Raw genomic sequence first — 25162 nt, 5'->3', positions numbered from 1 at the left:
TAAGGGTACCCTTACTCGTGCTGCGATGGGGCTCTCGCTAGTGGTGCCCGCCACCACTACTACTGCCACCGCCACCACTACTACTGCCACCGCCTCCGCTACTACTGCCACCGCCACCGCCACTGCCGTATCCGCCACCACCGCTGCTGCCGCCCGCACTGGGTGCCTGCGTCGCGGTGCTGTAGGTCGGAGCCTCCCGCGTGGGCGCTTCGCGGGTGGGTGCCACGGTTTCAGGCGCTGATGCGCGCGACGGCTGTGTCTCTTGCTCGACGGGTGTCTGCTTCACCGGAGCCTCGGCGGTCGGCTGCGGGGCAGGCTCTGTCGTCCGCGGCGCGGGTGCCTCGGACGATGGGGCTTCGTACGTCGGCGTGCTCCGTTGCTTGGTGGGCTCAGGCGCGGCGGACGGCTCGGCCGTCACCGATGGTGGGGTGGAGACCGTTTGACGTGGCGTAGACGTCGCCGGTGTCTCGTGAGTCGGACTGGCCGGCGTGCTCACCGGCGCGGACGTCTCATCCTTCGTGGTGGGCGCCGGAGCCGCAGACGTGGTGGAGGGAGCCGGTGCACTGGTGGTGACGCTGCCCGAAGGCCCCGATGTCGGCGCCGGTTCGTGTGACGGTTCGGTCGACGGTGCCGGGCTCGTCGTGCCGGTGGTCGCACGTGGCTCCGAGGATGGTGCGGCAGTCAGGGGCGGGACGGTAGGCAGCGACGGGGGAGTGAAGTCCTCCGGCACCAGCTTGGGTGGCGCCGTAGGTGCAGGCACAGTCAATACCGGTGGAGCGGAAGGCTTTACGTCGACGGGTGATGTCGATGTCGGCGACTTCTCGGGAGCCGGAGCCGGGGCTGCGAGTTCCTTACTGAAGTTTCGGACCGACTTGGTCGAGAGGTCTTTTATGAGGTCTTGCGACGGGCGGGCGGACTTGTCCTCGGTCAGGAATTGCGCCAGGGACGCATCGAGGTTCACCACCGGCTCGGCCAGGGCCGGGCGATCGGTGATGCGGGCCACGGGCGACCAGTCACGCTCTAAGGGGTTGTCCCAACCCCGATTGAGATTCCAATCCCGGTACTGAGCGGGGTTGATTCCATGGGACTGGTCCCAGAGGTTGCGGCTGTACACGGGGTTGGTGTTCTGGAATTTCCAGTCGTAGTACTGCCGATACGGGTGGTACCTGTCGTACCAACCCTGGTCGCGGGGGTCGTCGTCGCGGAACTGACCCCACTCGTTGCGCCCGTCACGATCGCGGCCGTCACGGTTGTAGCCCGACCAGTTGTAGCCGTCCCAGTTGTAACCCGATCGGTCATAGCCCCAGCGGTCATAGCCCCACCGGTCATAACCCCACCGGTCGAACCCCATGAAGTCGTATCCGTATCGGTTGAAACCGGATAGGCCCCAGTTGAACCAGTCCAGGACGTTGTATCCGTACAGCAGTGACCACGACGGGTCGTAGCCGCCCAGATCGAGCAGGTTGGGCGTCAGCGGTGGGGCGAGCGGAGCCGGCCAGTCGGCGACGGGATCGACCGGAATCCCGGGCGGCGGCGGAGCCGAGTAAGCCTGCGGCGCATTGGCGACAGGTGCGCTAGCTGCGGCCGCATATCCCCAACTCGGCGGCGGTGATGCCGGTGCGGCGGGTCCCACATTGGCAGCCAGGTTCGCGTCGGTATTCACTTCCGGAGGCGCGGGCAATGCGGGAAGCTGCTGGGCCTGTTCAGGGGTGTACTGACGTAGCTGCTGAGTCAGTTGCAGATAAAGGTTCTGCAGCGTGGTGCGCTCGTTGGAGGCGGAGATGAATTCCAATCCCTGTTTGGCCTCGTTGAGCGAGGTTCGGGCCTCGGTGAGCTGATCGGGGGAGGGTTGCTTGCCGGTGCTCAGGATGTCCTGAGCGTTCTTGAGTGGGGAGACCACGGCACGTATCGCGACGTCCTGGGAGTGGCCGGCGAAGACGGTTTTGTTCAATGCCCACAGCGAATCGCCGGGTTCGGCACCGTAGGCCGCGCCCAGAAGTACCGCGACCAGCAGGCCGATCAGCGTCCCGAAGGCCGCCCCGCGCAGCTGCGGTTCGCCGGGCACGTACTTGCCCCACCGGTCGGCCGGTTCGGGATTTTCCTCGGGGTTCTCCCAAGCCCGCATCGCCGTGTCCTCGACGGGAGGCGGAACAATCGTCATGTCAACCCTCTGCACTACCGGCGCCCCTGCCACGTCGGGCGGGGACAACTATCAGCACTAATAGATACCGAACTCTAGGTATTCCATCGCCAGGGTAGTCATGGTCGTTACCGATTCTCAGTAGTCCTGCATGTCTGCCGTCAGCGATGTTGGGACGCAATCAGTCTCGGTACATCGCCCACAGTGTCGGGCCGTCGGCCACCGGTTTGATCTCATCGACCACCGTGAAGCCGAAGCGTTCGTACAGCGGGTTGTTGCGGATGTTCGAGCTCTCCAGATATGCGGGTCCCTCGATCTGGTCGATCTGGTGTTTGAGAAGTTCGGACCCAATGCCCTTGCCGGGGATGGCGGCGCCGATGGTCGCCAGATACCAGTGCGGGTGTGTGGGCCGGACCGCGGCAGCGGCACGCGCCAGGGCAACGCCACGCACCACACCCAGCCGGATCGCTCCGAGGAGCAGCGGGATGGCCCGCATCCGCTGTGCGGCGGGCGGCTCCCAGCTCGGAGGATCCCAATGTGCGGCTCCGACCGCTACGCCGTCCTCGTAGAGCAGGTACTCGCCTTGGCCGGAGCCGTGCAGCGTCAGCGAGATGCCACGGAAGGTGGCCACGTCTCGTCGGGGGTCGGAGTTCACCCATCGGACCACGGGATCCTCTGCGAACGCCGTCGCGATCACGCGGTGGGCAACGGCTTCATTGGTGGAGTCGATGTCTCGGATCTCGCGGGTCATATGTGTTCTACGAGCCCGGGGCGCCGAAGGTTCCCGATCAGGTGTCGGTGTGACGCATCACGAGGGCGGCCGCCAGCGCGGTGGCGACCAGGAGCAGTGTCGACATCCCGGCGACCGCATGGATTCCGTCGGTCCATCCGGTTCTGGCGAGCTCGGCCGCGGCGGCACCAGCCTCGCCGCCGAGATCCTTGGCGTGCGCCATCGCCTGCCCGAGTGTCTCGTGCACGTGGGTGCGTGCGGCGAATATCGCCGAGGCGAGGGCGCCGAACAGCGCGAGCCCGAAGGCAGTCCCGAGCTCGAAGCTCATCTCCGAGATGCCCGTGGCCTGCCCGGCGCGCTCGGTCGGGGCGGCATTGAGCGCCACCGCGGAGACGAAGGTGAACATGACGCCGGCTCCGGCACCGACGATCACCGTTGCCGCGATGTAGACGCCGACCGGCCCATGTGGGCCCAGCGCGAGCAGTACCGCATTGCCCACGGCCATGGCCAGCAGAGACGTCACGAATGTCCAGCGCTCGCCGAGCAGCCGCTCGATGCGTGCGGCGTCCATCGAGAAGTAGGCGACGGTCAGTGCCATCGGCAGTCCCAGGAACGCGGCGGCCAGCACGTCGAAACCGAGCACGGACTGCAGGTAGAGCCCGGTGAGGTAGGTAGACGCACCGAAGGTGGCCATCGCGGCGATGGTGCCGACGATCGCCACGGTGAAGGTCCGATTGCGGAACAAGTCGAGTGCCAACAGCGGATGAGGATTCCGCATCTGCTGGCGGACGAATACCGCGAGGGTCAGTACGCCGATCGCTCCGGTGATCGCCACCGCAGGCGAGAAGCCATGTGTGGCCATGGCTTTCACGGCATAGACAAAGGTCATGATGCCGACCATGGACAACGCGACGCCGGCGAGATCGAACGGCTCCAGGACCGGGTTTCGGTATTCGGGGATGAGCGCGTTCGCGGTGAGCAGCAGCACGATCAGCACCGGGACGTTGATGAGGAACACCGAGCCCCACCAGTAGTGGTGCAACAGCATGCCGCCGATGACGGGGCCGACCGCCGCGCCGAAGGAGAAGGCTGCGGCCCAGATGCCGACCGCGAGGGCCTTCTGGCGAGCATTGGGGAACATGACACCGATAAGCGCCAGGCTGGCAGGCAGCAGGGTGGCTCCACCGATGCCCATCAGCGCGCGGGCCGCGATCAGGGTCAGTGGTGTGGGTGCGAACGCCGCGATCACCGATGCGAGGCCGAAAAGCGTCGCCCCCCACAGCATGAGGCGCCGACGCCCCCACCGGTCACCCAGATTGCCCATGGTGATCAGCAGGCCGGCGAGTAGGAATCCGTACACGTCCAGGATCCAGAGCTGTTCGGCCGCGGTCGGGTTGAGTGACTCGGACAGCCGTGGCATCGCCAGGAACAGCACCGAGACATCCATGGAGACCAGGAACACGGGCAGTAGCAGGGTGGCGAGCCCGAACCAGGTACGGCGTCCAGCGCGGGCGCCTTCGGGCGTCGCGTTTTCGGTCGCTGTGCTCTTGCAGCTGGTCATGGGGTATCGCTCCGGATGATATTTGTGTGCGTACGGCGTACGCAGTAGACTGGGTACACTGTACGCAAATTGGCGAAGGTGGTCAATCGAGTTATGACAGGAGCGCTGTGACCGATCCGCGTCTGACGCTGGAATCGATTGTTGCCAAGGCCATTACGATTGCCGATTCGGATGGCTTGGCCGGTGTCTCCATGCGCAAGATCGCCGATGCCCTCGGGGTGGGAGCGATGTCGCTGTACCGTCACGTGGCCGACAAGGATGCGCTACTGGTCGAGATGACCGCTGAGGTCACCCGGCGGTTCGCCTACCCCCAAGAGATGATGGGCGACCCGGACTGGCGTACGCGGGTACGCGTCGCCGTCGAGTACGACTTCAATCTGTACAGCACTCACCCCTGGGTGCTGTTGGCGTACGCGGTGCCGCGCAACGGCATGCAACCCGAGACCCTGGTGTGCTTCGACTGGTTACTGGAGACCTTCAGCCACCTCGGGGTACCCGTGCCCGAGGCGGCGGAGTTGGCGTTTCAGGTGTGGAGCTATTCGCAGGGTGTCGGCCTGGGTGCGGTCGGCGGGCAGCTCGTCTCCCCGGGCGCACGTACGGACTTTTCGGGTTTGTCGGAACTGATCGATGGCAACGTCGGTGTACCGGAGTCCCCGCGACTGGCCGCGCTGGTGGGGGTGGGTGACCTGCCGCAGGTGACCAATCCGCGCGAGGTGATCGTCAAGGGTGTCGAGATCCTGTGCGACGGCATTGCCCGGCGCTACGCGTCGCTATAGATAGCCGGCGATGATCGCCGCTTCCTCACGCAGCTGCGCCGCTGCCTGGGCCTGGCCGAGCACGTCGTAGCGTGCGGCCTCGGTGGCCCGATCGTCGATCTGCGCGCGCAGAATCGCGCGAACATCCGTGGGGGAGAGCACTCGACGGGCCGCTTCCGCTGATCCGAGACCGCTTGCCGCACCGGCGATATGAGTGGTGTCCCGCACTGTCTGGGCCGTGTCGTCCACCGACTCGGCGTTGTCGATCGCGGCGATCGCCGTCCGTAGTGCGCTGACGGTCCGGCTGTTGCGGGTCTTCATCGCTACGGAGAGATCTGCGCGCATGGTTGAGCGCAGCACGTAGGGGTCGTGGAACGATGTCATGGGATCTGGAGCCTATGGAGGATGATCGGCATCGGCCACCGAATATCCGACGGTGCCACTGTGGTCAGGCGAGGCCGACGCCGTCCTCGTACTCCACGATGTCGACTGTCGAGACCGCGCCGTCGGGCATCGCGAGGATCCATCGTTCACCCGAATCGGTGCTGGGATCCTCGATGTCGAAGAGCACCCGCTGGCGCAGTTCACGAGCGATGGCCTGTGCCACCGCCTCGTGGGACCGGGTCACCGGCACGTCGGGCGCCGCGATGATGCACAGCCCCATCCTGAATCCTTCTGTGTATTCGGTGATCTGAACATATCCCTGCGGATCATCGATGGTGTGGCCGTCTGACTCCAGTGCACATCCGCTTGCCCTGGTGCAGGCCGCCAGCACCGCCGCATCGGAGGTGGCCCGCTCCACGAAAAAGTTCATGTAGTTCGGGTCGTTCACGGTTGGTGCCCGAGGTCAGGCGTCGCCATCGCGTGGCTCATCGTCGGAGTTGTTGCGCCACTGCGAAAATCGGCGGCGCACGTCGCTGGCGACATCGTTGACCCCTTGCCCGACGACGTTCACGACGCCATCGAGGGTGGACCCGAAGTTACGCAGTGCGGAGATCAGCGGATCGGCCGACGAATCGAAATTGTCTTTGTATGATCTTGCCGCGGAACGGAAATCAGAGCCCAAATCGGACTGTGCGTCGTCTTCGCGCCGCGGGTAGTTGCCGCCGAGTATCGCGCCATATTCGCCGCGGTCGATCCACTTGGTCAGTTCGGCGGCCCGCAGCACCGAGAAGGGGTGCGATTGCAATTCCAAATTGAGCAATTTGAGCACGCCGTCACGCATGTCCCCGGTGCGCTCGTACTCGGCGGCCTGCGCCAGGAAGCGCTGCGTATCCATCTCGTCGAGGCGTGACCCGCCGGCCAGCTTCATCTCCACGCGGATCGCGGTATCCACGTCTTGCCCGCAGAGCATTCCGGCGCGGTCGCCGGAGAGCTCGGACTTGCGCTGCCATTCCATGAGCGCGGCGACGACGGCGCGCAGCGCCCACCCGCCGATCGGCATCCAGCCGAGATTCCCGGCCAGCCGCATCAGGTGCAGCAGCATTGTGCGATACACGGCATGCCCGGACAGTGCGTGCCCGAGTTCGTGGCCGACGACGAAGCGCAGCTCCTGTTCATTCATTAGGTCCAGTAGGCCGGAGGTGAGCACGATGAATGGTCGGTCCATCCCGATGGTGAACGCGTTGGCGTACGGCCCTTGAATGACGTACAGCTCGGGGATTTCGGGGGCGTCGAGGACGCGGGCGCAATCATTGAGGGTGTCATTGAGCGAGCTGAACTGACGATCGTCGACGCGGATGGCGGTGGCCAGGTACATCAGCCGATGCTGGCGTTCGCGCAACAGTGTGGCCAGCGCCTTGAGGACGGTGTCGAAGCCCTTGAGGCTGCGTAATGTTTGCAGAGCGGCCCGGTCTGCAGGGTGTTCCCAGGCGCGGGTGCTGATTCCGGGAAACTCGATATAGGTGCGGGTGGGCAGATCGGACATGATATTCAACCTATCTGGTTACCTTATTGAGCGCGTGGATCCGGCGAAATCAGGATATGCGGCAGCTGTTAGCGGATGCCGTGCAGGCAACGCCGGCGCCGATGTCATGTGTCCCCCCGGAAGTGCTTCTTGTCAGGTCAGACGATTGTGCATTCGTTTTGGTTCCCGCCAGGGCTATCCGTTCTTGCTCCGCAGCTCCTTCTGGTACCACTCCGACTTGCTCCTCACCGCGTCCATCAACGTCGGGTACTGGCCGATCCCGTTGGGACCGTCACCGCCGAGCTCGAAGACGGTGCCGGGTTCATCACTGAAGTACGAGTGGGCAACGGCGATGGTCATGACGTAATCGTCCTCGGTGCCGAGGACGGGAATCAGTTGGTTGAAGGAGTGGGCGCCGAAGTATTCGGGAGTCAGCGACGCGCCCTCGATGTACGCCTTCATGCCCTCCCAGTTCTTCGAGCCGGGCATCGAGTCCGCGAATGAGAACAAGTCATCGAAGCCGCAGAAGGAGCGCAGGCCGTCGGAGACCTGGAGCAGCTCCCGGTGATCGGCGTCGAGGTACAGGCCCCGCTGGCGTTCCTGTACGCGGATGTCTTTGCGTGTTGCCGGCTGGAGCGGGCCGGGAAGGTCGTACACAGGGTCCTTCTCGTGCAGGGCCTTCTGCTGGTCGGCGAGCATCGCCACGAGTGAGGACCATTGGTCGTGCCGGGCTGAGCTACTGGGGGACACGCACGCACACAGGAGTGCCGTGAGGAGAAAGACTGTCGCGCTGAATCGCATACGACCCCTAGGGCTGGCACCTATCGGAAACGATAGCAAACAGTACGACGGTGAGATGCCCAAACTGGCCAGGCGAACGTCATGTTGACAACAGGTGATGTCAACACCATCATTGCCATGGTTCGAGACGCCGCGGTCCTTCGGCGTAACGCGAAACAGTCAGCAGCACACGAATTATGGGAGACCCGATGCGGGCCGTCAGGCACATGATCAATGTTCTTACGAAGCCGGTCAGGGTCAGCTACCTGTGGACTCCCTCGCTGGCCGAGCGTGTGAGCGGCCGGACGGTATTGATCACCGGCGCCTCCAGCGGGATCGGGCGGCGACTGGCAGAGAGGGTCGCAGAGGCCGGGGCGATCGCGATCGTCACCGCACGCCGGGCCGACGAGCTCGACGACGTCGTGCGGGGAATCACGGCGCGAGGCGGAACCGCGCACGCCGTTTCCGGTGACTTGTCGACCGGTGACGGCGCGGCAGCGGTGGCCACCGAGGTACTCGAACGCTTTGGGGCGCCGGATATCTTGGTGCTGAACGCGGGGCGGTCGATCATGCGGTCGTTCGCGGAGTCCGAGCATCGGCTGCACGACTACGAGCGGACGGTGGCGATCAACTACCTCGGCGGTGTGGGCTTGGTGCTGCGCCTGATGCCGGGTATGCGCGCCCGTGGCTCGGGGCATATCGTGCACAGCTCGTCGATCGGTGTGCTGGGTAACCTCCCCGAATTCTCCGCCTATGTCGGATCGAAGGCAGCGATGGACGCGGTGCTGCGTATCGCGGACATCGAAAGCCGAGCCGACGGAGTTCGGGTCACTAACGTGCACCTACCGCTTGTCACGACGGACATGATCGCCCCGACCGACTGGAGCCAATACGCGTCGCTGACTTTGGAGGAGGGCGTCGACATGGTCGTCGATGCGATCAGACGGCAGAGTCGTGAGGTCAACAACCCCCTGGGCATGTTGTACCGGGATTCGTACCGAATCCTCCCCGGGATCGTCAGCCGAGTGCAGAGCGATTACTACCGTTGGTATTCCGGCCGTGGCAGGGGTGCGGATACCGCTGCGGAAGTGGTGTCGGGCCGGTTGGTGGTAGACCCCAACTGAGTCCTTCGCGTCGATATACTCGCCGACTTATGGACAGCGTGCCTACGACCCTCTCGGTGCCGAGCGGGCCTGCTGAGCGGCCGGGTGTGGACACGCCCGCCCACCCCGACAAGCTGGACGCCTCGTTACTCCGGATCGCCGGCATATGCGGTCTGGCCGGTGTGATGGCCTTCTTGGACAGCACGGCCGTCACCGTTGCCCAACGCACGTTCGTCGCCCAATTCGGGGCCAGTCAGGCCATGGTCTCCTGGACCATCGCCGGTTACATGCTTGCTTTCGCGACGGTGATTCCGATGAGCGGTTGGGCAGCCGACAGGTACGGCACCAAGCGACTGTTCCTGGGCGCGGTCCTGGTCTTCACGATTGGCTCGCTGTTGTGCGCAGTAGCGCCGAACATATTGCTGCTCATCGTCTTCCGTGTAATTCAGGGTATTGGCGGCGGCATGTTGATGCCCCTGAGCTTCATGATCCTGACCCAAGAGGCGGGCCCGAAGCGCCTTGGCCGTGTTGTCGCGATAGGGGCGATTCCCTTCTTGCTGGGCCCGATCGGTGGGCCGATCCTGGGTGGATGGCTGATCGGCATCTATGGCTGGGAATGGATCTTCCTGATCAATCTGCCGATTGGATTGAGTGCATTTCTCTTGGCGGCGCTTATGTTCCCGAAAGATCGTCCCGAGCCTTCCGAGAAACTCGACGTCATCGGCGCGCTGTTGCTCTCACCCGGGGTGGCCGCGTTGCTTGCCGGCATGTTGGCGATACCCGGGCGCGACAGCCTCGCCGACCTGCATGTCCTGCTACCCATAACTATCGGCGCTGCATTGATTTTCGCCTTCGTAGTGCACACCAGGAACCGTGCGTCCTACCCGCTCATCGACCTGGGGCTGTTCGAGAACCCGGTGGTCCGATGGGCCAATATCACCCAGTTCGCCTTCGCCGCCACGTTTGTCGGGGCCGGACTGCTCGTGCCGAGTTACTTTCAGGTGGCGCTGCATCAGACACCGATGCAGTCCGGGATGTCCATGGTGGCCATGGGAATCGGTCTCGTACTGACCGTGCCTCTGGCGGGGGTGTTCATGGACAAGCGTGGCCCGGGCACGATCGTCTTGATCGGGCTGCCCCTGATCGCGGTGGGCCTGGGGGTATTCACGTACGGCGTCGCGCAGCCCGCGGGCCACTCGGAGATATTGCTGATCGGATTACTGATCATGGGGATGGGTGTCGGCTGCACATCGACACCGCTTTCGGCGGCGTGTGTCCAGTCGCTGGCACCGGCGCGAGTAGCGCGCGGTACCACGCTGCTGAGCGTCAACGACCAAGTAGGGGGCTCGGTTGGGGCCGCGTTGATGGCAATGCTGCTGACCAATCAATTCAATCGCGCTGGAGGTGGAATCGAGCGGGATCCGCTGGCGGTATCGGGTAGTGAAACCGGTAGCCGTGGAATAGCGGGTGGCTCGCCGATGAACTCGCATTCAGATTTTGCGGGTGATGCATCTCAATTGCTCTTGCACGCGTACACAACGGTATTTCTCGTGGCTGTCGCATTAGCGGTAGTCACTGTTATCCCGGCGATTTTTCTACCGCGGGCAGTGGTGGTAAATATCAACCCCTGAGGTGTGTGGCGCTTCTTGTTCACCCGCGGGTAATTGGGCGGCCGGCGACGGGGTGTTAGGGTCCTTGCGCGGCTTAGGGAAGGCTTGCATAACCTGAGAAAACCCTTAAGCTGATCTGCCAGTGGTGTTCAATTGTGGGCTCAAGCCCCTGACCAGCGCTTAAGAGCTAAGGGGTCGTGTAATGCGCGTCGTGTCGTTTGGGTATCAGGTCTGGGGTTACCGGACTTTGCAGGCGTTGATCGATCTGGGGCATGAGGTGGTGCTTGCGGTTACGCATCCTTCCTGTGAGGAAGCGTATAAGGCGATTTGGTCGGCGCCGGTTGATGAGCTTGCGCGTGAGCACGGTATTCCGGTGCATTTGGCGACGCGGGTGGATGCTGAAACCATTGAATTGGTCAAGGGTGTCGAGCCCGATGTCATTGTGGTCAATAGTTGGTATAACCGGATGCCGGTGGAGCTCTATGATTTTCCGCGGCATGGCACGTTGAATTTCCATGATTCGTTGTTGCCGAAATTCACTGGGTTTTCGCCTGTTTTGTGGTCGTTGATCAGTGGTGAGTCCGAGTTCGGGTTGACGGTGCATCGTATGGATAGCGGTTTGGATACCGGTGACATTTTGGTGCAGCATTCGCTGCCGATCGGTCCGGCTGATACGGGTACCGAGTTGGTGTTGCGGGGGATGGATCTGATTCCGGGGGTTTTGGCTGAGGCGTTGGGTGCGTTGGAATCTGGTGAGGCGTTGTGGCGTCCGCAGAACAAGGCGGAGCGAACGTATTGCCATAAGCGTTCTGAGCGTGACAGCGCGATCGATTGGAGTTGGCCGGCCGAGGATCTGGAGCGGTTTGTGCGGGCGCTATCGGATCCGTATCCGCGGGCGTTCACGTTCTATGACGGTGCGCGTATCGAGGTTTTGGAGGCGCGGATTTCCGAGGCGCGTTATGGCGGTACGCCGGGGCGGGTGATCGTGCAGGAAGAAGGCGGAGTGGTGGTGTGTGGCTCTGATGCCTACCGCGTGGGTAATCGTGGGCTGGTGATCACCCGTATCCGAGACGCGGACGGCAACGAGCGCAGCGGCCACGAGTACTTCCGACGCGGGGGATATCTCAACAGCCACAACTAATCTCGAGGCGATAGAACCGGTGCTGCTCGGCAGGCTCGCAGCGCCGTCGCGTTTCAGATCGTGATGATGAGGAAAATCGATGCAAACCAACCCCTTTGACGATGACAATGGCAGTTTTCTCGTTCTGGTCAACGACCAGGAGCAGCACAGCCTGTGGCCATCATTCGCCGATGCACCGGCGGGCTGGCGCGTGGTCTACGGAGACGCGGGCCGCGCGGCATGTCTTGAATACATCGACCAACATTGGCCCGACATCCGGCCGAAGGACCTGCGCCAACGACTCGCGTAGAGGACGTGTTCGCCCAGCGCGACAAGTCATCTCAACGCTGACATTTCAGACGCCAGTATGCAGGCCCAAGTAGGGAGTTCGTCGTCCTCATGCTCAATTACGGAACGCAGCCAGAAGTTCTCGGACCCCTGACAGCCGCGCAACTGTCGATTTGGGTTGCCCAACAACTGCGGCCCGAGGTTCCCTACAACTTTGCCGGATTTGTCACGATCGACCACGACGTGGACGCCGAAAGGCTCATGGTCGCCTGCGAATCGATGGCCGCGCGATTCGGCACACCCTGTGCCCGGCTGTCCCTCGAGGACGGCGAACCGGTCTTCGTCATCGACCGTTCGTTCCCGCAGACCATGCACTGCATCGATCTACGTGCCGAGCCCGATGCTGTCGCTGCCGCTCGCCGGTGGATGGACGACGAATACCGCCGGCCCATCGACTTGCTCGGTGAACGGCTCACGCACTTCACCTTATTGCGGATTGCCGACGATCTGTCGTACTTCTACATGCGTACCCATCACGTTCTCCTGGATGGGTACGCCACCAACAATCTGCTGAGGCATGTCGCAGATGTGTACTCGGGATCGGTGGCGCCGGAGACCGATGTCGATTTCTCGGAGTTCTCCGTGATTCGCGACGCCGACCAGAAGTATCAGCAGTCCGCGCGCAGCGATGCGGATTTCGAGTACTGGAAGAAGGTCTTAGCCGAGCCCGTGGAGACGGCTGACCTTGCGGGCATGGAGCGTGTGGTCACGCCGCGCCACCCCCAGGTGCGCGATTTGGTCTGCGACGAGCTGTTGTCGCAGAACGGATTTGGCCAGATCGAGGTGGCCAGAGTCATCGCAACACTGGCCACCTTCATCGCGAAAACGACGGGACGCCGAAATGTGTCGCTGTCGCTGCCGGTATCGGGGCGCACGACGGCGGCGCTGAAAAGATGCGGCGGCATGGTGTCGAACCTGGTGCCCCTGTCCGTCACCGTCGATGCCGCGGACACCATCGGAGCGCTCGACGACCAGGTCGCCAGAGCCGTCGTGGGCGCGTTGCGGCACCAACAGTTCCGGCGCTGGCCGGAGCTGGTGGCCGATGCGGGTCGCCGCGACACCAACATCGAGTTCGGTCAGGTCATCAACGTCTTCGATTTCGCCGATGTGTTCTTCTTCGGGCCGTCGGAGGCGGTGGTCAATGTGCTGACCACCTTCCCGGTCCAGGACATCGCGATCAACATCTATCCGCGACCGGGTGGTGGCACCTCACGCATCCAGTTCGCGTGGAACCCCGACAGGTACACGACCGCCGAGATCGACAGGCACATAACCCGTTTGGAATCACTCCTGGCGCGTCTGCTGGGTGCCGACCCCACGGTGGTGGTGGGTGAGCTGCCGCTGCTGGATCGGCGGGAGCACGATCTGGTGCTGTCACAGTGGTCTGGCGCGGGAGTGCAGACACCGGTTGGGGTGGCGCCGCAATTGCTGGCCGCGACAGCGGCCGGCAGCCCGGATGCAGTGGCCGTGGTCGACGGCGCCCGGGAGCTGACCTACCGCGAACTCGATGAATGGTCGACGCGGTGGGCGCGGGTGTTGATCGAGAACGGGGTCGGCCCGGAACGTGCGGTGGGCGTGGCGATGGATCGCTGCGCCGAGCTGGTGGTGGCGTGGTGGGCCGTGGCCAAGACCGGCGGCGTATACGTGCCGGTGGACGGCGCTCATCCGGTCGAGCGGATCGCCACGGTGCTGGATTCGGTGGCAGCGGTGTGCGTTGTGACCCGCGGCACCGAAGAGGTTTCCTGGGCCGGCGCGCGCCCCGTGCTGCGTATCGATGGCTACGACGTGTCCGGGCAATCGTCCGAACCCATCACCGATGCCGATCGGTCAGCGGCGCTGCGGGCCGAGAACACCGCATACGTAATTTTCACATCGGGCTCCACCGGTACCCCCAAGGGCGTGGCCGTTGGTCACGCGGGGTTGCCGGGAGTTGCTGCAGCACAACGCGATCTACTCAAATTGGACGGCGATGCGCGGGTGCTGATGGTGGCCTCGCCGACATTCGACGCCTCGGTCTTCGAGATGGTGTGGGCAGTGAGTGCGGGGGCAGCGCTGGTGGTGACACCGCGCGACGTCTACGCCGCAGACGCATTGACCGAGTTTTTACAGACTCAGCACGTCACCGCCGCGGTGTTGACCCCGACGGTGTTGTCATCGCTGGACCGGACGCGGTTGGCGGCGGTACGTACGGTGGTCACCGCAGGTGAGGACTGCCCGCGTGAGCTGGGGGACGCGTGGGCACCTGATCGGCGGTTGATCAACGCGTACGGCCCCAGCGAGGCGACCATCTGGGCAACCTCTGCACCGACGACAGCCGGGCAGCCCGTGGGTATCGGTGCCCCGATTCCGGGCATGCAAACCTTGGTGCTGGACGCGGGGCTGAACCCGGCGCCCATCGGCGTGGTGGGCGAACTGTATCTAGCCGGTCCGGCACTCGCATCCGGTTACGTGGGCCGCGCGGTGTTGACGGCGGAACGGTTCGTGGCCAACCCGTACGGTCCGACCGGGCAGCGGATGTATCGCACGGGGGACCTGGTGCGCTGGAACGCCGATGGCGCGCTGCAGTACATGGGCCGCGCCGACGAGCAGGTCAAGATCCGCGGTAACCGCATCGAACTCGGCGAAGTACAAGCAGCACTCGCCGATGTACACGGCGTGGAGCAGGCCGTGGTGACTGTTCGCCAGGACCGTCCCGGCGATCGGCGCCTCGTGGGCTACGTCACCGGTGCCATCGATCCCGCCCAGGCCCGGGCGGCGCTCGGTGATCGGTTGCCGGCCTACATGATTCCGTCTGCGATCATCGTCCTGGACGCGCTTCCGCTCAGCCCCAACGGCAAGCTCGACATCCGGGCACTACCGGCGCCCGAACTCGCGGCCGGCGCGTACCGAGCACCATCAGACGAGGTAGAGCAGACGCTCGCCGCCATCTACGCACAGGTCCTCGGGCTCCCGCGGGTCGGCGTGGACGATTCGTTCTTCGACCTCGGCGGGGACAGCATCATGTCGATGCAGGTGGTGTCGCGGGCGCGCGCTGTCGGGGTGCTGTGCCGACCGCGCGATGTCTTCGTCGAGCAGACCGTGGCACGGCTGGCCCGCGTGGCCGCCCTGGTCACCGGCGATGAGGATGCGGCCGATGACGGGGTGGGCGAGGTGCTCGCGACGCCGGTCATGCGATGGCTGCAGGGCGTGCAGGGCGAAACCGGCCACTTCAATCAGACAATGGTCGTGTCGGTCCCGGCCGCGGTGACCGAAGCCGATGTGACGGTGGTGCTGCAAGCGCTACTGGACCACCACGCGATGTTGCGGCTGCGTGCCGAGGACACCGGTGCGGATGAGTGGTCATTGACAGTCCCTGAGGCGGGGGCGGTGGACGCGCGGGACTGCCTGCGGTCCGTGGATGTGTTGTCCGACGAGGCATTGTTGCAGGCTCGGACCCGACTGAATCCGGCCACCGGGACGATGCTGAGCGCACTGTGGGTGCGCTCCACAGCGCAGCTGGCATTGGTTGTACACCACCTCGCCGTGGACGGAGTGTCCTGGCGAATACTGCTGGAAGACATCAACATCGGCTGGGCTCAGCATCAGGCCGGGCAACCGGTGGCCTTACCGTCGACCGGTACCTCCTTCGCCCGGTGGGCGGCGCTGATGGATCAGCACGCGCGTACTTCCGAGGTGGCCGGGCATGCCGAGGCGTGGACGCGGGTGCAGACGACCCCTGCGCTGCTGCCCGCCGTGCAGCCCGAGGTGGACACCTACGCCACCGCCCACATGATGTCGGTGTCTGTGGATGCCGACACCACCCGCATCTTGCTGGGTGAGGCCCCTGCGGCGTTCCACGCCGGGGTGGGCGACATCCTGTTGATCGCGTTCGGGCTGGCAGTCGCGCAGCTCACGGGTAACACCGGAGCGCCGGTCGGTATCGACGTGGAAGGCCATGGGCGCCAGGAGGACTTGGGTCCGGGCGTGACCGCGCCGGTGGATCTGTCGCGCACGGTCGGGTGGTTCACCAGTAAGTACCCGGTGGCCCTTGGCCTCGGCAGGCTGGACTGGGCGCAGGTGAGCGCCGGCGACCCCGCGTTGGGTGCGGTGATCAAGGAGGCCAAGGAGCAGCTGCGTGCGCTGCCCGACGGCATCACCTACGGTCTGCTGCGATACGTGAACCCCGAGGTGGATCTCGCTGGGGGAGAGCCGGTTATCGGGTTCAACTACCTGGGGCGGCTGGGCGGTGTCGGCGATCAGAGCGGCGAGTTGTGGCTGCCGAGCCCAGACGCTGTCGCCGCGGCCGCGGTGACAGCTGCCGTGCCGCTGGCATTGGCCCATACCGTGACCCTGAACGCTGGCGTCTGGGAAACGGGCACCGGCACCGAGCCTCGTCTGCAGGCCAACTGGACCTGGGCGTCCTCGATGGACGATGCGCAGATCGGCCGGTTGAGCCAGCTCTGGATCGAGGCACTCACAGGTATCTGCGCACATGTGCGTTGCGGCGGAGGGGGATTGACGCCGACAGATATCCTGCCCGCATCCCTCACTCAACATCAGATCGACGAGCTGGAGCGCCAGCACCGAGTTGTCGATGTGCTGCCGCTGACGCCGCTGCAGCAGGGGCTGCTCTTCCATGCCACCGCCCATGCCAACAGCGATGATGTGTATGCGGTGCAACTGGAGCTCACTCTTGCGGGTGCGCTCGATGCGCAGGGGCTGCGCGACGCGGTGGATACGGTCATCGCCCGACATCCCAACCTCGCGTCCCGCTTCCACCCACAGTTCGATCCGCCGGTGCAGAGCATCCCCGCCGATCCTGAAACACCTTGGCAGTACATAGAACTCGGCGGCATCGATATCGACGACCAGATCGAGCAGGTGTGTGCGGCCGAACGCGCAGCGGTCTGCGATCTGACCAGCCCGCCCCTGTTCCGGGTGGCGTTGATCCGGATCGGACACGACCAACACCGCTTTGTGCTCACCAGCCACCACAGTGTGCTCGACGGTTGGTCGTTGCCCATCCTGTTGCAAGAGGTCTTCGCGACTCTGGGCGGGCACGCGCTGCCGCCGGCCGTCCCGTACCGCAGGTTCGTGACATGGCTGACCGAACAGGATCATGACGCCGTGCTCGCCGCTTGGCAGGACGCGCTGGCCGGGTTCGAGACACCCGCGCTGGTGGGCCCGTCGCACAAGCTGGGATCGGGGCGCCGCGAGACTCAATCACTGCGACTGTCCGAGCCGGCCACGCGCGCACTGACCGACCTCGCCCGCACATATCACACCACCGTCAACACTGTCCTGCAGGCTGGCTGGGCGCAGCTGCTGGTCTGGTTGACCGGCCAGCACGACGTGGCATTCGGGGCCGCCGTCTCCGGCCGTCCTGCCGAGGTGGCAGGCGCGGAATCGATGGTGGGCCTGTTGATCAACACGGTCCCGGTGCGCGCACGCATTACCGCCACCACTACCACGGCCGGGCTGCTGGAGCAGCTGCAGAGCCTGTCGAATCGCACCCTGGACCACCAACACGTCGCGCTTCCCGAGATTCACCGCGTCACCAGGCAGGACCAGCTCTTCGACACCTTGTTCGTCTACGAGAATTACCCGATCGACCCGGCGGCATTCGAGACAATCATGGGGACAGGCGAATTGGCCATCGCGGGGTTCTCCAGCCGGGAAGCCACCCACTACCCGCTGGCACTACAGGTGACACCCGGTCGGGAACTGGCGCTGACCATCGAACATGACACCGAAGTGTTCGATGCCGAGAGCGCCGAGGTCTTGGTTCGTCGACTCGAACTCGTCTTGGCGGCAATGGCCGCCGATCCATCGCAGAGATTGTCCGCGGTGGACGTGCTGGGAGCCGACGAGCGTGAACGTCTGGACGCGATGGGCAACCGGGCGGTGCTGCTCCGCCCGGCGACGGGGACGTCGATTCCGGCGTTGTTCGCGGGACAGGTGGCGCGGACCTCCGATGCGGCCGCGCTGACCTGCAGGGGTCGGTCGTGGACATACGGTGAGGTTGATCGGGACTCGAATCGACTGGCGCACTATCTGATTGGGTTGGGTGCCGGCCCGGGCCGATGCGTGGCGGTGATGTTCCCGCGCTCGGCACAGGGCATCATCGCGATCTTGGCGGTGCTCAAGACCGGGGCGGCATACGTGCCGATTGACCCGGCGGTGCCCGATGCCCGGATCGATTTCGTGATCGGTGATGCGGGGCCGGTGGCCGTGGTCACGACCGCCGAACTGGCGAGCCGATTCGCGGCACAGAATGTCGTGGTTGTGGACGTCGATGACCCGGTGATCGGCGATCAGTCCGACGCGTCTCTGCCGTCTCCTGCCTCTGACGATGTTGCGCATGTCATCTACACCTCGGGCACCACGGGTATTCCCAAGGGAGTGGCGATAACTCACCACAACGTGACGCAGTTGTTGGAGTCGTTGCACGTCGGTTTGCCGTCGGGGCCGGGGCAGGTGTGGTCTCAGTGGTACTCATACGCCTTTGACGCCTCGGTGGAGGAGATCTGGGGTGCGCTGTTCCACGGTTCGCGGCTACTGGTCATACCGGAGTCGATTGGTCCGGATGAGTTCCAGGCCTTGCTGATTGACGAACATGTCACCGTGCTGCACCAGACCCCGTCGGCGGTGTCGGCGTTGTCCGTGGAGGCGCTCGATTCGGTGGCACTGGTGGTGGCCGCCGAGGCATGTTCGGCCGAGTTGGTGGATCGTTGGGCACCGGGGCGTGTGATGACGAACGCCTACGGGCCTACCGAGACCACGATGTGCGTCACGGTCAGCAAGCCGTTGGCCGCGGGCTCTGGGACGCCGACGATCGGTGGCCCGGTGCCCGGAGCCGCACTGTTTGTGCTCGATGCCTGGCTGCGGCCGGTGCCGGTCGGTGTGGTCGGCGAGTTGTATGTGTCCGGGCTCGGTCTTGGACTCGGTTATGTGAGCCGCTCGTCGTTGACCGCTTCGCGGTTTGTGGCGTGCCCATTCGGCGGCCCGGGCCAGCGTATGTACCGCACGGGTGATGTGGTGCGGTGGCGTGCCGATGGAAACCTGCAGTACGTGGGCCGCGCTGATGCGCAAGTCAAGATCCGCGGCTATCGCATCGAACTCGGCGAGATCCAGGCGGCCCTTGCCGACGTCGTAGGTGTCGACCAGGCGGTGGTGATTGTGCGCGAGGATCGGCCGGGCGATAAGCGTCTGGTCGGTTACGTCACCGAGTCGGTAGCCGGACTGGTCGATACCGCCGGCGCGCGTGTGGTGCTGGGTGAGCGCCTGCCGCCGTACATGGTGCCGGCCGCGATCGTGGCGGTAGACGCCTTGCCGTTGACAGTCAATGGAAAACTCGACACCCGCGCCCTGCCGGAGCCGCAGTATCAGGAAACCCAATACCGGGCCCCGTCGAATGCGGTCGAGGAGATCCTGGCCGATATCTATGCGCACGTGCTCGGTCTGGTACGCGTGGGCGTCGACGATTCGTTCTTCGATCTGGGCGGGGACTCCCTGTCCGCCATGCGTTTGATCGCGGCTGTCAACAAGTCGATGAACACGCACCTGACCGTGCGCGCCCTTTTCGACACCCCCACGATCGCCCAGCTGGCTCCGGGCCTGCGCACCGAATCGGACGGCCGCGCGCCATTGGTGTCCATGCCGCGGCCCGCGGTCGTTCCACTGTCGTTCTCGCAGCGGCGGTTGTGGTTCCTTGACCAATTGCACGGTGCCTCATCGGTGTACAACATGGCGGTCGCGCTGCGACTGAGCGGGCAGCTGGACCTGGATGCATTGGGCGCGGCATTGTCCGATGTGGTGAGCCGCCACGAGTCGCTGCGTACCGTGTTCCGCGATGAGGAGGGCGTGCCGTACCAGCAGGTGCTGCCACCCGAGAGCGTGGAATTCGGCTGGGATGTCATCGATGCCAGCACGTGGCTGCCCGCCCAGCTGGACGACGCGATTGGCGCCGCGGCGTGCCACACGTTCGATCTCGCAGCCGAGATACCGCTGTACGCACAGCTTTTCACGGAGTCCGACGACGAGCACGTGCTCGTGGCCACGGTGCATCACATCGCCGCCGACGGCTGGTCGGTGGCGCCGCTCATGCGCGATCTGACCGTGGCCTACGCCAGCCGGTGTGGGGGACATGCGCCCGACTGGGCACCGCTGCCGGTGCAGTATGCCGATTACACGCTGTGGCAACGGGATCAGCTGGGCGATCTCGACGACAGCGGGAGCGCCATCGCCACCCAGGTCGCCTATTGGCAGGATGCGCTGGCCGGGATGCCCGAACATCTTTCGCTGCCCACCGACCGGCCCTACCCGGCGGTCGCCGATTACCGCGGCGCCAGTGTGGATCTGGACTGGCCGGAGCAGCTGCAGCAGGGAGTGCGTGCGTTGGCACGTGCGCATGGAGCGACCAGCTTCATGGTGATCCAGGCGGCGCTGGCGGTGCTGCTGTCGAAGATCGGCGCCACCTCCGATGTGGCGGTGGGGTTCGCGGTCGCCGGGCGTGATGAGCCGGCGCTCGACGAGCTGGTCGGTTTCTTCGTCAACACGTTGGTGCTGCGGGTCGATGCAGGCGGCGATCCCACGTTCGCGGATCTCCTGACTCAGGTCCGCGCTCGCAGCCTGGGTGCGCTCGAACACCAGGATGTGCCCTTCGAGGTGCTGGTGGAGCGGCTCAACCCCATCCGGTCCCGCAGTAGTCATCCACTTGTTCAGGTCGGGTTGACCTGGCAGAACCTTCCCGGGCAGGATGCCGCCGCATTGTCGCTGGGCGATCTGCGGATCACGCAGATACCGGTGCACACCAACACCGCTCGGATGGACCTGACGTTCTCCCTGGGCGAGCGTTTCACCGAGACCGGTGCACCCGCCGGGATCGGCGGCGCGGTCGAGTTCCGTACCGATGTGTTCGATGTCGAGAATGTGCAGTCGCTGATGGCGCGGCTGCGGCGGGTGCTTGAGGCTGTCGCCGCAGATCCTTCGCAGCGGTTGTCGGCGGTGGATGTGCTCGATGCCGCCGAAAGTGCCCGGCTCGATGAGCTGGGCAACCGCGCGGTGCTCTCTGCTCCGGTAACACCGACGTCGATACCGGAATTGTTTGCAGCGCAGGTGGTTCGCAATCCAGAGGCGATCGCGATGAGATGCGGGCAGCGGTCGTGGACCTATCGCGAGCTCGATGATGAATCGAGTCGTTTGGCGCACCTGCTCGTTGAGCACGGTGCGGGACCGGGTCAGTGCGTGGCGTTGCTTTCTGAACGCCGTGGTGAGGCGATCGTCGCCATTCTGTCGGTACTGAAGAGCGGGGCGGCGTATCTGCCGATCGCTCCGGCGGTTCCCGACTCGCGCATCGAATTCATGATCAACGATGCCGGTCCGATCGCCGCGATAACCAGTGCGGCACTGCGTTCACGCCTGGATGGGTACATGCTGCCGATCATCGATGTCGGCGACTCCGCGATGAGCACCCAGGCCGGCACCGCCTTGGCGGGGCCGGCTCCCGATGACATCGCGCACATTGTGTACACCTCGGGTACTACCGGTATTCCCAAGGGAGTGGCGACAACTCACCACAACGTGACACAAGTGCTGGGGTATGAGCATCTCGGTGTGCCGTCGGGGCCGGGGCAGGTGTGGTCTCAGTGGTACTCGTATGCCTTCGATGCCTCGGTGGAAGAGATCTGGGGTCCACTGCTGCACGGCGGAAGCCTCGTGGTGGTACCCGAATCGTTGGTCCCGGAAGACTTCCAGGAGTTCCTGGTCTCGGAGCGTGTCACCGTCTTGCATCAAACCCCGTCCGCGGCGGCAGCGCTGTCGCCGGAGGCGCTGAAGGGCATGGCTCTGGTGGTGGCTGCCGAGGCATGCTCGGCGGAGATGGTGGACCGGTGGGCACCCGGACGGTTGATGGTCAATGCCTACGGCCCCACCGAGTCCACACTGTGTGTGACGGTGAGTCCGCCGCTGGCCGCCGGCTCGGGCACACCGGCTATCGGTGTGCCGGTGGCGGGCGCGGCGCTGTTTGTGCTGGACAACTCGATGCGACGGGTTCCGATAGGGGTGGTCGGGGAGCTGTACATCGCGGGCCACGGGCTCGGGGCCGGATATCTGCACCGGTCCGGGCTGACGGCATCGCGTTTTGTGGCATGCCCATTCGCGGGCCAAGAAGGACTCCGCATGTATCGCACCGGGGATTTGGTGCGGTGGGGTACCGATGGGCAACTGCACTACATGGGGCGTGCCGATGATCAGGTGAAGATCCGCGGTTATCGCATCGAGCTCGGCGAGATCCAGACCGCGCTGGCCGATCTCGAGGGCATCGAGCAGGCAGTGGTGATCGTGCGTGAGGACCGCCCGGGCGATAAGCGACTTGTCGGATACGTCACCGGGACCGTCGAGCCGGCCCAGGCACGAGCCGCGCTGGCCGAACGGATACCGGCCTACATGGTCCCCGCGGCGATCGTGGTTATCGACGCTTTGCCGTTGACAGTCAACGGCAAGCTCGACACCCGTGCGTTGCCGGAGCCGCAGTATCAGGAAACCCAGTACCGGGCCCCGTCCAATCCGGTCGAGGAAGCCCTGGCCGGCCTGTATGCCGACGTGCTCGGTCTGGAACGGGTGGGCGTGGACGACTCGTTCTTCGATCTGGGCGGCGACTCCCTGTCGGCCATGCGCCTGATCGCAGCCATCAACAAGTCGATGAACACGGACCTGACGGTGCGCGCGCTCTTCGACACCCCCACGGTGAGCAGCCTGAGTGGACAGCTGGATAAGCATGCCAGTGACCCGCGCTATGTGGCCGTGCACGGCTCTGACGGTTCTGAGGTGCGTGCCGCGGACCTGACGCTGGACAAGTTCATCGACGCGGAAACCCTCAGCACCGCAACGATATTGCCGAAGTCCAGCGGGGAGGCGCGCACCGTCCTGCTGACCGGGGCGACGGGCTTCCTCGGTCGCTACCTGGTGCTGCAATGGCTGGAAAAGCTGGAATTGCTCGACGGCAAGCTGATCTGCTTGGTACGGGCCTCATCGGATGAGGAGGCCCGCCGCCGCCTGGAACAGATCTTCGACAGCGGCGACCCGGAACTGTTGCGGCACTTCCATGAACTGGCCGAAGACCATTTGGAGGTCATCGCCGGTGACAAGGGTGAAGCAGACCTCGGTTTGACCGAGCAGACCTGGCAGCGACTGGCCGATACCGTTGACGTGATCGTCGATTCGGCGGCCGTCGTCAGTGGCGCCCTGTCCTATGGCGAGTTGTTCGGGCCCAACGTGGCCGGTACCGCAGAGCTGATCCGGTTGGCCCTCACCACGAAGTTGAAGATGTTCACCTTCGTGTCGACGGCCAATGTGGGTGATCCGGTCAAAAAGGTGGCTTTCACAGAGGACGCCGATATCCGTGACATCTGTGCCACGCGTGTCATCAAGGACACGTACGCCAATGGCTACGGCAGCAGTAAGTGGGCCGGCGAGGTGCTGCTGCGAGAAGCCCATGATCTGTGTGGACTGCCGATCGGGGTCTTCCGCTGCGACATGATCCTGGCCGACACCACCTATGCGGGTCAGCTGAACTCATCGGATGTGTTCAGCAAGATGATTCTGAGCATCGTGACCACCGGCCTGGCGCCCAAGTCGTTCTATCGCCTTGACGCTGAAGGCAATCGGAGGCGTGCGCACTTCGACGGGCTGCCCGTGGAATTCGTTGCTGAGGCCATCACCACCATGGGTGTTCAGGTGGTCGACGGATTCCAGACCTATCACGTGATGAACCCGCACGATGACGGCATCGGTCTCGACGAGTACGTCGACTGGTTGATCGAGGCCGGGTACCCCATCGAGCGTGTCGATGATTTCCAGGACTGGTTGCAGCGGTTCGGGACAGGATTGCACGCGCTGTCCGAGAAGCATCGGCGAAACTCGGTGCTGCAGATGTATCTGACGCTGGTGCAGGATCCCGAGCGGGTCAGTCCCATCGTGCCGACCACGGGTTCATTCGCCCCGGCCGATCGGTTCCGTGCCGCGGTGCGGGAAGCCAAGATTGGCTCCGAGAGAGACATTCCTCAGGTCGGGGCGCCGAACATCGTCAAGTACGTCACCGATATGGAGCTACTCGGGCTGCTTTAGGCGTCGGCTGGCTGCAGTTCGGACGCGGGGCCGATGAATTCGAGACCGGCGTTGATCGCGGGACGATGCCGCAGGATTCGGAAGTGCGCCAGGCGCCCGAGTCCCTTGGTCGCCATGAAACGTGCACCGGGCCATGTCTGCTCCAGCCGCTCGCTCGACGCGTACGGCGTGTCCGGGTCGTCGGGGTCGTGGATCAGCAGCAGCGGAGGATGCCCGGCGGTCGCAGCGACGCGGACCAACTCGGTTTCGGGCAGCGTCATCTCGATGCGGCGCTCCAGCTGGCGCTGCAGTCCGGCGCGTATCCGCTTGCCGAAGCCATGGCGTGCGGCGAAGAGGTCGAGGTAGAGGGGGAAATCGCCCATCGGTGCCAGGTACACCAAGCGGCCCACCGATGCGCCATAGGAGGCCGCGAAGGTGGTCGCGTTGGCCCCCAGGGAATGGGCTACCACCGCGTGGGCGGGCCCGTGCTCCTTGATGACAGCCGCCACTGCGTGCGCGCACTCGATAAGCGTGGTGCGCCCCGGTGCGAGCGCGCCGCCAGCGGACTCGCTATGGCTGGGCAGGTCGAAGGCGATGACGCGGTAACCGGCCTGCAGCAGAGGCTTGATGAAGATCCCGAGGTGCGTGCGCTGCCCGCCCCAGCCGTGGACCAGGTAGACCGTCGGCCCCTCGCCCCATGACTCACCCGCAATACGGTGCCCGTCCCAGTGGGCCTCCAGCGGCTCGCCGGGGGGCACACCGGGCGGCATGCGCAGACTCGACTCGATGACCGGCGGGGTGCACCACAGCTCGACCGCCCATCGGGACCCGATGGCCGGTGCGAAGCGCTCCAACCACCAGAAAGCCCTGCGTATCCGGTCGGACACCGGGGGTTGGACACCGGAGCCCTCCACGTCGAGGGCGGCCCCCGCGTCCTTGGGGGGTGCGGAATCCGTCTTCTCTCGTTCGGTCACACGGAGGATTCTATTGACGCGCATTAAAGACTTGCGTCAGCGTATGCCTAG

General features: G+C 64.7%; 13 protein-coding genes and 1 pseudogene. 6 read left to right on the top strand and 8 right to left on the bottom strand.

All coding sequences use genetic code 11. The annotated features are described in order from the left end of the window. Positions 1-112: 112 nt before the first annotated feature. The 3 genes and pseudogenes from MSTE_RS14430 to MSTE_RS14420 all read right to left on the bottom strand — a co-directional run. Positions 113-2161: pseudogene (locus MSTE_RS14430) on the bottom strand (hypothetical protein); the annotation flags it as partial. Between the two features lie 160 nt (positions 2162-2321). Beyond that, positions 2322-2891, bottom strand: coding sequence for a GNAT family N-acetyltransferase (locus tag MSTE_RS14425; protein WP_096502194.1), 570 nt, complete (start codon positions 2889-2891; stop codon positions 2322-2324). 37 nt (positions 2892-2928) lie between these two features. Continuing rightward, positions 2929-4431: an MFS transporter gene (locus MSTE_RS14420; RefSeq protein ID WP_096502192.1), complete on the bottom strand. Its 1503-nt coding sequence runs from the start codon at positions 4429-4431 to the stop codon at positions 2929-2931. Positions 4432-4538: 107 nt separating this feature from the next. On the opposite strand from MSTE_RS14420, the gene MSTE_RS14415 reads away from it, so the two are divergent. Then, the gene (locus tag MSTE_RS14415; protein WP_096502190.1) at positions 4539-5207 is read left to right on the top strand and encodes a TetR/AcrR family transcriptional regulator; all 669 of its coding nucleotides are present in this window, start codon (positions 4539-4541) and stop codon (positions 5205-5207) included. Here MSTE_RS14415 and MSTE_RS14410 read toward each other — a convergent pair. The 4 genes from MSTE_RS14410 to MSTE_RS14395 all read right to left on the bottom strand — a co-directional run bounded on the left by MSTE_RS14410 (position 5202) and on the right by MSTE_RS14395 (position 7797). Then, positions 5202-5570 carry a GatB/YqeY domain-containing protein gene (locus tag MSTE_RS14410; protein ID WP_096502188.1) on the bottom strand — a complete coding sequence of 123 codons (369 nt, stop codon included), beginning with the start codon at positions 5568-5570 and terminating at the stop codon, positions 5202-5204. The two genes, MSTE_RS14415 and MSTE_RS14410, sit on opposite strands and share 6 nt — an antisense overlap. A 64-nt stretch (positions 5571-5634) precedes the next feature. Beyond that, entirely contained in the window at positions 5635-6018 is a 384-nt protein-coding gene (locus MSTE_RS14405; RefSeq protein ID WP_096502186.1) for a hypothetical protein, read from the bottom strand. 15 nt (positions 6019-6033) lie between these two features. After that, positions 6034-7113, bottom strand: a complete 1080-nt coding sequence (locus MSTE_RS14400) for a M48 family metallopeptidase (RefSeq protein WP_162291431.1) — start codon at positions 7111-7113, stop codon at positions 6034-6036. Between the two features lie 174 nt (positions 7114-7287). Continuing rightward, positions 7288-7797: an SMI1/KNR4 family protein gene (locus MSTE_RS14395; protein ID WP_193442096.1), complete on the bottom strand. Its 510-nt coding sequence runs from the start codon at positions 7795-7797 to the stop codon at positions 7288-7290. Positions 7798-8081: 284 nt separating this feature from the next. On the opposite strand from MSTE_RS14395, the gene MSTE_RS14390 reads away from it, so the two are divergent. The 5 genes from MSTE_RS14390 to MSTE_RS14370 all read left to right on the top strand — a co-directional run bounded on the left by MSTE_RS14390 (position 8082) and on the right by MSTE_RS14370 (position 24158). Then, positions 8082-8996 (top strand): SDR family NAD(P)-dependent oxidoreductase, encoded by a 915-nt coding sequence (locus tag MSTE_RS14390; protein ID WP_096505895.1) that lies wholly within the window; start codon positions 8082-8084, stop codon positions 8994-8996. A 29-nt stretch (positions 8997-9025) separates the two neighbouring features. Further along, positions 9026-10606, top strand: coding sequence for a DHA2 family efflux MFS transporter permease subunit (locus MSTE_RS14385; RefSeq protein ID WP_096502182.1), 1581 nt, complete (start codon positions 9026-9028; stop codon positions 10604-10606). Between the two features lie 181 nt (positions 10607-10787). Next, entirely contained in the window at positions 10788-11726 is a 939-nt protein-coding gene (locus MSTE_RS14380; protein ID WP_096502180.1) for a methionyl-tRNA formyltransferase, read from the top strand. 79 nt (positions 11727-11805) lie between these two features. Then, positions 11806-12015 carry an MbtH family protein gene (locus tag MSTE_RS14375; RefSeq protein ID WP_096502178.1) on the top strand — a complete coding sequence of 70 codons (210 nt, stop codon included), beginning with the start codon at positions 11806-11808 and terminating at the stop codon, positions 12013-12015. A gap of 89 nt (positions 12016-12104) precedes the next feature. Further along, the gene (locus MSTE_RS14370) at positions 12105-24158 is read left to right on the top strand and encodes a non-ribosomal peptide synthetase (protein ID WP_096502176.1); all 12054 of its coding nucleotides are present in this window, start codon (positions 12105-12107) and stop codon (positions 24156-24158) included. Here MSTE_RS14370 and MSTE_RS14365 read toward each other — a convergent pair. After that, positions 24155-25111, bottom strand: a complete 957-nt coding sequence (locus MSTE_RS14365) for an alpha/beta fold hydrolase (protein ID WP_096502174.1) — start codon at positions 25109-25111, stop codon at positions 24155-24157. The genes MSTE_RS14370 and MSTE_RS14365 overlap by 4 nt on opposite strands. Positions 25112-25162: the final 51 nt, after the last annotated feature.

The organism is [Mycobacterium] stephanolepidis (assembly GCF_002356335.1).
In the GTDB taxonomy this organism is placed as follows: domain Bacteria; phylum Actinomycetota; class Actinomycetes; order Mycobacteriales; family Mycobacteriaceae; genus Mycobacterium; species Mycobacterium stephanolepidis.
Note: the sequence above shows the minus strand (reverse complement) of the source record. Positions and strands in the feature narration are given on the sequence as shown.